The following is an 11,860-nucleotide window of genomic DNA, read 5'->3' as shown; positions in this document are numbered from 1 at the left end:
TATTTAAAAAATTATCATAGAATTCAATGAATACAAATTTTTTCTTAATCTTTTTCCTATTATTTCTGAATATTGATATTCAGAGTTTTGCCTGTGATTCTTTAAAGGTTAAATTGAATTTAGGGAAATTTGAAAACTTGTTAAACAAAGATCAAGGGCTTGTTTCCAAGGAAGATAGTGTGATTTTAAATCAGCTTTATGAGGATATAGTACCCTGTATAAACGCCGTAGATTTTAGCCTTGCGAATAGAATTAAAAAATCTCAGTTTGGTTTTTCTGAAAAGTTTCAGGATTATGATCAGATTAAATCATTGTGTGAGTCCTTGGTGAATGACACTGTTTTTGTAGCTTACTTGGTAGAAAATGATGCTCTTGGTTCTATTGGTTTTTGGGCTGAGAAGCAATCAGATCAAGCTTTAGTGAACCAATTAATAGGAACTGTAGAATCTCTTTTTGAGGGAGAAAGGAGTAAAAACCTTGAGCTGATGTTTGCAAATCATTATTATATTTCTCATTTGCAGGTAAGTATTGGAGATTATCAGTCAGCAATAAACACTTGTTTGAAAACTGTTGATATCGTCAAATTATTAAAAATGAAGCCCGAAGAGGAGGCCTATATTTATCAAAACATCGCTTATATTTATTACAAAAGAGATATTTTAGATTCTGCACTTTATTATATGCAAAGAACTTCTAAAATTATCAATAAAGCACTTCAAACTGTTGAACCAACGGACACAGTAAGACAACGTATTTTATCTGCCGATATTGATGATAGTAAGGGTAAAATGGCTAGAATTAGCCTAAAGCTAAAAGAGTATGAAGGACTTGCTCCCATCTTCAAAAAAGAACTCAAGACGCATATTTTATTAAAGAGTGTGCATCCTGAAAAAATTGCATTATTAAATATATCCGAGACCTATGTAGGGATGCAAGAATTCGATTCTGCATTTTTGTATTTGGATAAATTTATGAGTAAAAAGGATCATTGTGCAAACTGTAAAAAGCGCTATTATGAAATCCAATCGAATGCTTATGTGGAGCTTGGACAAATGGATTCTGCAAAAATTGCTTTTAGAAAACAGATGCAAATATCAGACTCTATTCAGCGGGAAGCTAAGGGGAATATGGGTTATAAAGTTTTGATGGATAGAAGGTTAGATTTTGTAGATCATCTTACAAAGCTTTATGAGACAGAAAAAAAGAGCCATTTATTAGCAAGAGGAGTTGTGGTACTGCTTTTAATGATTCTATTTATTCTTGTGTATTTTATTTATCGTTTACGAAAAAAGAATGCCAATATTTTCAGACAAAAAAACTATATAAATAAAGCGTTAAGAGAAAAAACATTTTTATTACAAGAAGTTCATCATAGAGTGAATAATAATCTACAATTGATGAGTAGTATTTTCTATCTTGATAGTTTAAAATATGAAAATTCAGTGATTTCAGAGTTTTTAAATACCAACCAAAGTAAAATATTTGTTCTTTCTTTGGCTCATTCGATGCTGGGCGAAAACAACGAGATTAGTCGTGTGTCTGTAAATACTTATATAGAAAAACTGATAAAATATTTTGAAAGAAGTGTGGATGTTGAAATAGATTTTACAATAGATGCCGAGGAAAACTTCTTAATTGATGACATTACAACACTAGGGTTGTATATCAATGAATTGTTATATATGTCTTTGAGTCATATCTACAATACAGAACATGTAAAGATTAAGATTGAAATTGAGAAAGAAGAAAATGGGCAGTTTTACTTTTTAGAATATACAGATGATTATACCTTCCAAAGATTTGATGTTGAGGGCGGTTTGATCAAGTTGCTCAATGAGGCTATTCGTGGAGAGCTTGTTGAAAATGAGGTGTTTGATACAGGTAGGATTTGTAAGCTAAAACTTAAATACGGGGATAATCTTCATGCCTCATAATTAGATCTTTTAGAAGATTTTGATATGAACTTCTTCTATTACATTGGTGCTTACTTTTATGGCGGTGATTTCAATATCGTTTACGAATAAGGTTTCCCCCTCTTCAGGTATTTTCTCTAATAAGATTGACATAAGTCCCCCGAGTGTTTCGTATTCATCGGATTCTGGTAAATTCCACTCATATTCTTGATTAAGGTAGTCAATTTCATGCCTTGCAGAGAGCAGATATTCATTTTCATTTACTTGTTTTTCAAGAATCATTTCTTGGTCGTGTTCATCTTCAATTTCTCCTATCAATTCTTCCACCACATCTTCAAGAGTAATGAGTCCTGCGGTACCTCCAAATTCATCAATAACTAAAGCAATACTTTTTCGTTCTTTAGTAAACAAATTTAAAATATCATTGGCAGGCATAGATTCGGGTATTAAAGCAATATCATTGGTGATTTCTTTAATACTTGAAGGTTTTTTGAATAAATCATAAATATGCGCATATCCCCGAATATGATCCACATTGTCTTTATACACCAATATTTTAGAAAAACCATTTTCTACAAAAAGAGCGTTGAGTGTTTCTATGGGTTCTTCCTCAGATACTGCGATAATATCTGTTCGAGGAGTCATACATTCTCTTGCTTTAATGGTGTTAAATTCAAGCGCATTTTGAAGAATTTGAATTTCGCTATCTACTTCCTCATCTTCAGAGATATTAGAGGTGTGTTCTTGCAGATAGGATTCTAGGTCTTTTCTACTAAAATTAATTTCTTCTGTTTCTATTTTTTGCCCCAAAATCATTAATATTAGTCTAGATATTAGAGAGAATATTAAGACTAAAGGTCGTAGCAAATAATAAATTATTATAGCGGGAACACTAAAGAATTTCAACAGAAAATTTGCATTTTTATTAAAGGCTACCTTCGGTAAAAATTCGGCTGTTAATAATACAATTCCTGTAGAAAGGATTGTATTGAGTAATAAAGCCAAAAAAGGTGATGATTCATGAATGCTTTGAAATAATGTTTCATTGAGAATTTTCGCCATTAGAAGACCATAGATCACTAAGGCAATATTATTTCCCACAAGCATTGTAGAGATAAATTCACTAGGTTTTTCTAAGAATTTTGAAATAATTTTTGCCTGAAAATTCCCCTTTGATTTCTCGAGTTCAATATAGAGTTTATTAGAACTAACAAAAGCAATCTCCATTCCCGAAAAGAATGCGGAAAACAATAAAGTAATGACGATATATAAAAACTCTAAAATCACTTATAAGTTATTCTTCAGAATCTTTGTTCTCGTAGTGTTTTCGAGATTTTCTTCTCAAGAAAAACATAATGATTCCCATGATAAGTCCCACAAGGAACATCCAACCTTTTTGTGTGTTTCCATTGGAAAATCTGATAATGGCTTCCACCAAACAAAAAGCAGCGAATAAGAGCCATACAATTTCTATAAACTTGAGGTATTTAGCGATTTTCATTGAGTTCTATTTTTCCTGTTATGTCAAATAATTTATAGGTAGAGAAGTCGTCTTTTGCTTCCATACCTATCGTTTGAATTTTTTTACCATTTCTGATAATGTAGGCTGTGTCCGTGGTATGAAACATTTTCTTTTTCTCGTCCCAAGTTAAAAAATTTGTTTGGAGTTCACGGTTATTTTTCCCAATTATTCTTACATTTTGGTAGGCAAGAAGTTTATTGTTTTTAAAATAAACGGCAGAATCAGCTTGTGATTCTGTAACTATTTCTCCCATTTTGTTGTAGGTGATTAGCTGTACACCTTTAGGAAAAAGTAGTTTATTTTCTTTCCCTTCGTAAGAAAGTGCTTGGTGTGCACTTATTTTGTATTTTATCAAGTTTTTTTCTGTAAAGAATAATTCGAAATCATAAAGTTCCATCTGGGGAAGTTCTTCTTTACTGTTCATTAGCTGTATCTCTTTTACATCATTTTCACAAGATGTAAAAACAAGTATTGCCACTCCAAATAGAGTGGCAATAAATGATTGGTATATTTTAATACTAATGTTACTTGGTTTCATTCAAGCGTTTTATTTTACACGTATGGTGATTGTTTCGCTGTACCAACAGTTGATTTTGTACTTATCACCAGGGTTTTTCCCTTTTTCAAAAGCTTGTGTTCTTGATGGAATATGAGGGCTAAAACTGTTGATAATTCTTTGAGCTTTACTTGTAACACTTGGGTCTATTCTTTTTGCATAAGAAGCTTTGTCAATTGCAGCAATATAACCTACACGTTTTTCAAACTCACTTTTTAGCTCACCACATTTTCTTGAAGTAGCACCATAAGCATTTGCAATAATTAGGTAAGGTTCTCCCCATCCTTTTCTCAAAGCAGCAGCTTTTCTAGCAGTTGCAGCAGCACCTTGGTAGCTTCCTCTTGTCAATTGGATTTTAGATTTTAGAAGAAGGTAATCTGCTTTAGTGATTTCGTTTTCTTCTTGCTCAATTGCCATATTGATATACTTACTTGCTTTTGCATAATCTTTTTGCTTTAAAGAAAGGTAAGCTAAGTTTGCAGCTGGTCCTGCAGCTGGGTGAAGCTTATAAAGTTGATCTGCAATTTTGAAGAAAATATCAGAATCTGTACATTCTTTTTTCTTTAAAAGTTTTGCTGCTCTAGTAAGCCATTTTTCATTCTCTTTGTTTTCCTCAAACTGTGCTGTATAGATTTGGTCTAGTTTTTCACAAGTTGCATGAGGAGCAAGAGTTTTTTCCATATTGGCTTCTACTTTCCCAAGTTTTTTTAAGGCAGAAACTGTTCTTTTAAGACTTTTAGCTTCTTTTTTACTAAGCTCTGTTCCTTGTTCTTTCTTTTCTTCAAGGTTGAATTTTACTTGGTTGTATTTAGCCTTCTGGTATTCAATTACATTTCCAAGGTTTGCATACATTTCAAGTAATTGATCTTTCGTATTCAATTCTTTTATTACCAATTTAGCACTAGTGATAAAGTACGCATTGATTACTGCTCCAGAAATTTCATTTCCGCTAAAGTCGTAGGCTTCTTTAAGAAGTTTATTTACTTTTATAAGTTGGTCATCTGTTATTTCTTTTCCGTAGAAAACAAATAAATCAACCCCTTTTTTACCTATATTGGCACCTTTTTTCTCAGGATAGTATTCACTATATTGATCATATACCATGAATAAGCTATCTACCCATGCAGTGGCATTAGTCGGATCATTCTTCATGAAAGACTTGATCATTTTTGGCCCATGAATATAAAGGTTCTTAGTTCTTTTTGGTGCATGATGAAATACATAAGACCAAAAAGGGAAAGCGTCCTTATAATTTTTTCTTTTATACGGTTCCATGTACAATGACATGTTTTCTTCGGTTTTGGTTTTGTCTGGCCCAAATTTCAAGTCAACAGTAGTACTGTCTTGAGCAAAGCTTGTAAAAACCGTCGCTAAGGCTAATGCGAATGTTTTGATTGCAGTTTTCATCATGTTTTTCTCTTGTTATTTGTTTGTTGTTTTTCTTAATCAATTTTTCTTTGTACAAACCATTTATCTCTAATGGTAAGTGATAAGAAAGCTTTAAATATTTGTTCTTTAACGCCTCCGTTATCCAGTGAACCTATTTGAGAGTATCCTAAACCTAAGTTTAGCGTTCCTCTAGCTTTTCTTATTGGTAATCCAATTCCAAAATTGATGCCAAATTCAGTTAGATTAGTATTACCGTTTGGAAATGAGGTGTTTAAATATCCTGTTTTGTAATTTATTCCAAAACGATAAGTGGATCTTTTCCAAAGATTTCGCACATCATTTTTATTAGGAATATAGGATCCTCCTAAAGCAATAGAGGTTTGATCTACAAAACGATCCTCTTTCTCACCAAAAATGGCAAATTTAGACCAATTTGTTTGTTTGAAGTCTATTCCTAATGTTAGTTTATCTTTAATTTCATAAGATAATCCAAACCCAAAAGTGCTGGGTAAGGTTATTGTTCCTTCCTCAAGATCTCTAAAAAATACAGTATCAATTGTGTTTTCTAATTCAGAGGTGTGTACATAGGTATAATGAAGTTCACTACGTTCAATGTTTTTATCTCCCCCAATATCATAAGTGGCACCTGCAATTAAGGCTCTTTTTTCATCAAGTTTATGACGATATTGTGCTCCTAGTTTATATGAAAAATGATTTATATTATAAGTAGAAAGTTTTCTATTACTTAAATAATTGTTTTTTTCAAATTCTTTCTCTGTAGTTTTATCAATATTTCCATATTGAAATTGAATATTTACTCCTACAGATAGATTAGGCATTGGTTTGTAAGCAAATCCTCCGAGGAAAGATCCTACTCCACCAGATCCTAAAAAGGAATTTCGATAACCGATAGTATCTGTAGTATTACTAGGGAAGTATTCAAAGGCTTTCACATCTTGAATGTCATATCCTACATGCGACACGGGAAGTATTCCAAAAGTAAGTGCTGCTTTATCATTTAGCGGCATTCCTAGTCCAAGTTGTGAAAAATTTGCCGAGTTAAATGTTTTCACATTCTCCCCTTGTTTGTAGGTAGCCATAGTTCCTTCTCCTCCAAACTCAAAAGTTGTGAGTTCTAAGTCTGTATAACTTGCAGGGTTTAAGAAATTGATGAATTGTCCGTTTGAAATTCCAATACCAACACCACTCATAGATTTGAAATGTGTACTATTTGCATCTACGGGTCGTCCAAATCCTAAGGTAGAATAGGGAGAATTCGTATTGCTTTGAGCTTGTGTTTTCTGGAATGAAAAAAGGCTTACAAAAATAAGTAAGCTAAGTAGGTTATTTATCCTCATTATAAGATAGAATGTATTTAAGTCCTTTTACCAAAAAATGGTTGGAGGCAAAGATGCTACTTTTTAATCTTTTATCAAAAGCGTGAGCACCACCGCCAGTTAAAATAACGTTAATGAAATCATAATGTTGCTTAAAATGATGTATGGTTCCCTCTATTTCATGTAAAATTCCGTAAAAAGCACCCGATTGTAAAGACTCTTCTGTAGATTTTCCTATAATATCGATATCCAGATTTCTTTCCACCAAAGGTAATTTCCCTGTAAAATGATTCATAGCGGAAAGTCGCATTTGAAGACCCGGACTTATCCTACCTCCATGAAAAACACCTTTTGCATCTAAAAAATCAATAGTAATACAAGTGCCAATATCTATGATGATACAATTAGAATTAGGAAAATCATAATAGGCAGCCACAGCCGTTGCAATTCGATCTTTTCCTAATGTTTTAGGAGTTTTATAATCTAATTTTATCGGAAGAGGGGTTTCTGAATCCAAGAAAAATACTTTTAACGGAAGATTTTCAAAAAGTCTTTTTAGGTGCTCTTTTGAGAATCTTACATTCGAAATGATCGCCAAAGAAAAGTTTTTCACCTCTTTTTCGATTTTTTTTTCATCCCAGTTTTTTAGCTCTAATAGAAGATCAAAATTTTGATTATCAATATAGAATCTAATCCAAGTGTTGCCAATATCTATCAAAAGTTTATTCATGATACAAAGGAAATCAAAAAAAATAAACAAGAAACGTTTTCTAAAATGAAATTCTTGTATATATTTGCCAACGCAAACAGAAAATGGTGCTATAGCTCAGTTGGTAGAGCAACGGACTGAAAATCCGTGTGTCCCTAGTTCGAATCTTGGTAGCACCACATTTTTTAGCCTCTGATTTTTCAGAGGCTTTTTTTATGTCCTTTTATTCCAAAAGGCGTAAATTTGCCACCTAAAAGTATCCCAAGTGAGCAGACTAAAAATTTATTCAGAATTAGCCAAAATAAGATTAACCACTACGGTTTTATTTTCGTCTATTGTAGGCTATATTTTGGGAACCAATACAACCCACGGTGATTCGTTTGATTGGGTAACGTTCATGCTTCTTTCTATCGGAGGATTTTTGGTGATCGCTTCGGCAAATGGTTTTAATCAGGTGTACGAAAGAGAAACCGATAAACTCATGAAACGTACAGAGGGTCGTCCCTTGCCTCAAGGGAAAATTTCGCCCACTGAAGGAATCATATTTTCAACTATCGCAGGAATTATCGGAATCTTAGCCTTGGTAGCCATCAATCTTACTTGTGCAATTTACGGAGGGATTTCTTTGGTGTTGTATGCTGCCATTTACACTCCATTGAAACGGGTAAGTCCTATTGCTGTTTTAGTAGGAGCTTTTCCAGGAGCTATTCCAGCTATGATCGGGTGGCTTGCTGCCACAAATACTTTTGGGATAGAACCAGGTGTTTTATTTGCCATACAATTCCTTTGGCAATTTCCTCATTTTTGGGCAATTGCTTGGCTACAAGATGATGAATACAAAAAAGCGGGGATTCGCTTATTGCCTTCAGGGATGAGGGATGAACGCTCTGCCTACCAAATGATGACCTATTCTTTGTGGTTGATTCCCGTATCCATACTACCTGCCATTCTTCCAGTAATGGGAGTTGAGCACGATTTAAATCTTTCGTGGGTAGGAGCAGGCTTAATTGCCTTATTAGGAGTTTGGGTATTTATGGATGCTTATAAACTCATGAAAGAATGCACCATGGAAGCCGCAAAAAAACTCATGTTTACTTGTTTAAAATATCTCCCTTTGGTTCAAATTATCTACGTAGTAGATAAATACATATAAAATTATGACACAGGATTATTCTATTGAAAAAGAAAAAGGTAACCTAACAGAAGCTCAGGTAACCAAAAAGAAATCGAGAAAGCCGTTACTTGTTTTAGGAATGGCAAGTATGGCGATGATGTTCGTAGGACTTTCTAGTGCTTATATTGTTAGTAAAAACAGTATGGCAGATCATTGGACAGAGGTAAATCTTACTCCTGCTTTTCTTATTTCTACAATCTTAGTTGTGATCAGTAGTGTATTGGTTGCTTTGGGTTCTATGGCAGCCAAAAATGGACAATTTTCTAAAACAAAACTATACTTTTTAGGAGCTTTGATTCTAGGAATTACTTTTGCTATTTTACAGTTTGTTGGTTTTGATGAATTAGTTGCTCTTGGGCACTATCCAGTAGGTTCTGGTTCTGCAGTTGCAAGCTCATATATCTACGCAATGGTTTTATTTCACCTTGCACACATGGTGGGCGCATTGATTTCTGTATTGGTTGTGGTACTCAGGTTGCAAATGAATAAATATACAAAAGAGTATTACCTGGGAATAGAATTGGCAGCGATGTTTTGGCATTTCTTAGGTTTTATTTGGATCTACCTTTATATCTTCCTAAACACTATGAATACAGTGGGCTAGGCTTTAAGCATGAAACGGGTAAAAAATATTGAAAATAGGATTTTTGGAATCCAAAATGATACAGATTTTGAGGAATTGGCTTTAGAGGTGTTTGATTTCCAAAGTGAAAACTGTGAAGTATATAAGCGGTTTTTAAGTTATCTGGGGAAACCCAAGCCCAAAAGTATTGAAGCAATCCCATTTTTACCCATCTCTTTTTTTAAATCACATTCTATCAATAGTTTTCCTGATTACGAAATGGTTTTCTCTAGTTCAGGAACCACAGGAATGACACCAAGTAAACATTTTGTTGCTCATTTGGATATTTACCATCAGTCAATGATAAAATCCTTTGAGAAATTCTATGGAAATCCAGATGAATACGTACTCTTGGCCCTTCTGCCCAATTATCTAGAGCGAGAAGGGTCCTCTCTTATCTATATGATGGAGAAAATGATAGAAAGAAATCCTCATGAAGAATCTGGTTTTTTTCTATACAACCATGAGGAATTGTTCCAAAGACTTCAAGAAGTGGAGCTAAAAGGAAAAAAAACAATTCTTATTGGAGTTAGTTTTGCATTATTAGATTTTTTCGAAAAGTATTCTATTTCCTTAAAAAATACCATTATTATGGAGACTGGTGGGATGAAGGGGAGAAGAAAAGAAATTACTCGAGAAGAATTACATCACTTTTTAATAGAAAAAACCGGTGTTCAATACATCCACTCAGAATATGGGATGACCGAACTATTATCTCAGGCATATTCCAAAGGCGAAGGAATCTTCCAAACGCCGACTTGGATGAAACTGTATCCAGGAGACCCAGATGACCCATTCTCGTTTTCATCTAAAACGTATGGAACAATCAAAATCATTGATTTAGCAAACTTATATTCTTGTTCTTTTCTGCAAACAGATGATTTGGGTCGTTTCCATGATACAAATAAAAAATTTGAAGTAATTGGTAGAATCGACTTCAGTGATGTAAGAGGATGTAATTTGTTAATTTTTTAGAGCGTTTCTAAGTTTTTAGTTTATTATTAAACTGAAAATGTGATGATTCTAAAATAGATCTCTATTTAAATCATTTGATTTTATTAGTAAATGTCAGTAGTAATGTTAAGTTTTTGTTAATAATTGAAAAGGTTAAACAATCATTCATCCAAGACCCATTTATTGATAATTATTTATTAGTAATTATACTTATTTGTAAATCAGTATTTTAAAATCATTATTAATAGTTTGCTGGTTAAATGTAATTGAAAGAGAGTCTACTACCTTAATAAAATAACATATATAATCTTTTGATTTTTTTTGAAACATAAAATATTCAACTATATTTGCCCCGATTTTAGTAACTCGCAAACTCGCACAAATTATGTTAAGATCTACTCTTGCCCTATTTCTAGGGGCTATGATGTCTCTTTTTACAGGTATATTCACTGTAGAAGGACAAGTGGGAATAGGAACTGATTCCCCAAATACAAGCGCAATTTTAGATATTGAATCATCTAATCGAGGATTTTTACCTCCGAGAATGACAGAGGCTCAGATGAATGCCATAAATCTTCCTGCGGAGGGATTGGTTGTTTATTGTACTGATTGCTGTACAGGACAGGGACGATTGGTTTTCTACAATGGAACAATATGGAAAACAATCCCAGGTTGTGGAAATAATACTACTAATCTCTTACCAGCTGCGGATTTTGATGGAGATGGAATTGCCAATGTTGATGATATTGATGATGATAATGATGGTATTTTAGATATTCATGAGTTTGGGAACAATTCTCAGTCTTTTAATACAGCTGTAGGAGCTGTAGATCCTGATAATAATCCTACAACTGTTACTCTTAACGCTACCAGTCCTCAAGAAATTCATTTAGATTTCACATTGCTTGATCAATCCCTTGAACTGACAGTCAACGGACAAAATATTAGTGCGAGCCATACTGTTTTGGAGTTGCAAAATAATTGGACTTCCTCTTTAGTTTTTGACGATGGTAATGTAATGTCTCAGCCATTTAATGCAAGTACGGCAACAGGAAATCCACCAAGGGTTAAGATAAAAATCACCAGTGCTGGTGAGGTTATTATTCACGGAACTAAAACAGTGAGTGATGCAGTATATCATAAGATGAAAATCCAAGATGGTAGCTCGTTTAATACAATTAATTTTATCCCAGGACAAAACGAGGTAAAATTTAGAAACCCTAACGGACAAGGAGGAGATAAAGTTATCGGAGAAATGAGAGTTTACTACTCAGAAGATGCTGATAATGATGGAATCCCCAATAACTATGATCCCGATGCTGATAATGATGGATGTTCTGATGCACGTGAAGCAGGTTTGACAAATGATAATACTGCCGGATTTGTATTTCCAAACAATAATGTTGGAACAAATGGTTATGCTGATAATTTAGAAACTTCTGCAGATAATGGAGTACCCAATTATGGATCTATAAACATGGGGACTGCTGTTTTAAATAATTCGGTAAATATTTGTAATAACCAAGCCCCAACGGCAACAAATCCAAATATCACAGGAACAGCTCAGGTAGGTCAAACACTTACGGCTAATTTTACTTATGCCGATAATGAAAATAATCCTGCTGGAACACATACTTACCAGTGGTATAGAGCAGATAATAATACAGGATTAAATAGAGCGGCA

11 protein-coding genes and 1 tRNA gene are annotated in these 11,860 nt (G+C 33.5%); 6 read left to right on the top strand and 6 right to left on the bottom strand.

Annotated elements, in window-relative coordinates; genetic code table 11:
- Window positions 1–26: 26 nt before the first annotated feature.
- Window positions 27–1,934, top strand: a complete 1,908-nt coding sequence (locus tag N4A45_03925; GenBank protein MCT4664368.1) for a sensor histidine kinase — start codon at window positions 27–29, stop codon at window positions 1,932–1,934.
- A gap of 9 nt (window positions 1,935–1,943) precedes the next feature.
- Here the strand turns inward: N4A45_03925 and N4A45_03920 are convergent, their stop codons facing one another.
- The 6 genes from N4A45_03920 to N4A45_03895 are packed head-to-tail and all read right to left on the bottom strand — an operon-like array spanning window position 1,944 to window position 7,447.
- The gene (locus N4A45_03920; protein MCT4664367.1) at window positions 1,944–3,200 is read right to left on the bottom strand and encodes a hemolysin family protein; all 1,257 of its coding nucleotides are present in this window, start codon (window positions 3,198–3,200) and stop codon (window positions 1,944–1,946) included.
- A 7-nt stretch (window positions 3,201–3,207) separates the two neighbouring features.
- Window positions 3,208–3,414, bottom strand: a complete 207-nt coding sequence (locus N4A45_03915) for a hypothetical protein (GenBank protein MCT4664366.1) — start codon at window positions 3,412–3,414, stop codon at window positions 3,208–3,210.
- Complete coding sequence (gene lptC, locus N4A45_03910) at window positions 3,401–3,973, bottom strand: LPS export ABC transporter periplasmic protein LptC (GenBank protein MCT4664365.1); 573 nt, start codon at window positions 3,971–3,973, stop codon at window positions 3,401–3,403. The genes N4A45_03915 and lptC overlap by 14 nt, the downstream gene beginning before the upstream one ends.
- Before the next feature lie 9 nt (window positions 3,974–3,982).
- A complete protein-coding gene (locus tag N4A45_03905; protein MCT4664364.1) occupies window positions 3,983–5,401 on the bottom strand; it encodes a hypothetical protein in 1,419 nt (472 codons plus the stop codon).
- Window positions 5,402–5,433: 32 nt separating this feature from the next.
- Window positions 5,434–6,738, bottom strand: coding sequence for an outer membrane protein transport protein (locus tag N4A45_03900; protein ID MCT4664363.1), 1,305 nt, complete (start codon window positions 6,736–6,738; stop codon window positions 5,434–5,436).
- Entirely contained in the window at window positions 6,725–7,447 is a 723-nt protein-coding gene (locus N4A45_03895) for a type III pantothenate kinase (GenBank protein ID MCT4664362.1), read from the bottom strand. Before N4A45_03895 ends, N4A45_03900 begins: the two co-directional genes overlap by 14 nt.
- Window positions 7,448–7,532: 85 nt before the next feature.
- Here N4A45_03895 and N4A45_03890 point away from each other — a divergent pair.
- The 5 genes from N4A45_03890 to N4A45_03870 form a co-directional block, all read left to right on the top strand.
- Window positions 7,533–7,605, top strand: a tRNA-Phe gene (locus N4A45_03890).
- A gap of 86 nt (window positions 7,606–7,691) precedes the next feature.
- Entirely contained in the window at window positions 7,692–8,579 is an 888-nt protein-coding gene (gene cyoE / locus N4A45_03885; GenBank protein ID MCT4664361.1) for a heme o synthase, read from the top strand.
- A 4-nt stretch (window positions 8,580–8,583) separates the two neighbouring features.
- Entirely contained in the window at window positions 8,584–9,204 is a 621-nt protein-coding gene (locus N4A45_03880; protein ID MCT4664360.1) for a cytochrome c oxidase subunit 3, read from the top strand.
- A gap of 9 nt (window positions 9,205–9,213) precedes the next feature.
- Window positions 9,214–10,197 carry an acyl transferase gene (locus tag N4A45_03875; protein ID MCT4664359.1) on the top strand — a complete coding sequence of 328 codons (984 nt, stop codon included), beginning with the start codon at window positions 9,214–9,216 and terminating at the stop codon, window positions 10,195–10,197.
- 364 nt (window positions 10,198–10,561) lie between these two features.
- On the top strand, window positions 10,562–11,860 hold a 1,299-nt coding region (locus N4A45_03870), incomplete at its 3' end, for a hypothetical protein (protein MCT4664358.1).

This window comes from Flavobacteriales bacterium (genome assembly GCA_025210805.1).
In the GTDB taxonomy this organism is placed as follows: domain Bacteria; phylum Bacteroidota; class Bacteroidia; order Flavobacteriales; family CAJXXR01; genus JAOAQX01.
The sequence above is the reverse complement of the archived record's forward strand: the minus strand, read 5'-3'. Positions and strand labels throughout refer to the sequence as shown.

Excerpts from the sequence above, each read along its gene's own strand:
- N4A45_03915 (MCT4664366.1), bottom strand. The coding sequence starts at position 3,414 with ATGAAAATCGCTAAATACCTCAAGTTTATAGAAATTGTATGGCTCTTA.
- N4A45_03875 (MCT4664359.1), top strand. The coding sequence starts at position 9,214 with ATGAAACGGGTAAAAAATATTGAAAATAGGATTTTTGGAATCCAAAAT.
- N4A45_03925 (MCT4664368.1), top strand. The coding sequence starts at position 27 with ATGAATACAAATTTTTTCTTAATCTTTTTCCTATTATTTCTGAATATT.
- N4A45_03895 (MCT4664362.1), bottom strand. The coding sequence starts at position 7,447 with ATGAATAAACTTTTGATAGATATTGGCAACACTTGGATTAGATTCTAT.
- N4A45_03880 (MCT4664360.1), top strand. The coding sequence starts at position 8,584 with ATGACACAGGATTATTCTATTGAAAAAGAAAAAGGTAACCTAACAGAA.
- N4A45_03900 (MCT4664363.1), bottom strand. The coding sequence starts at position 6,738 with ATGAGGATAAATAACCTACTTAGCTTACTTATTTTTGTAAGCCTTTTT.
- N4A45_03905 (MCT4664364.1), bottom strand. The coding sequence starts at position 5,401 with ATGATGAAAACTGCAATCAAAACATTCGCATTAGCCTTAGCGACGGTT.
- lptC (MCT4664365.1), bottom strand. The coding sequence starts at position 3,973 with ATGAAACCAAGTAACATTAGTATTAAAATATACCAATCATTTATTGCC.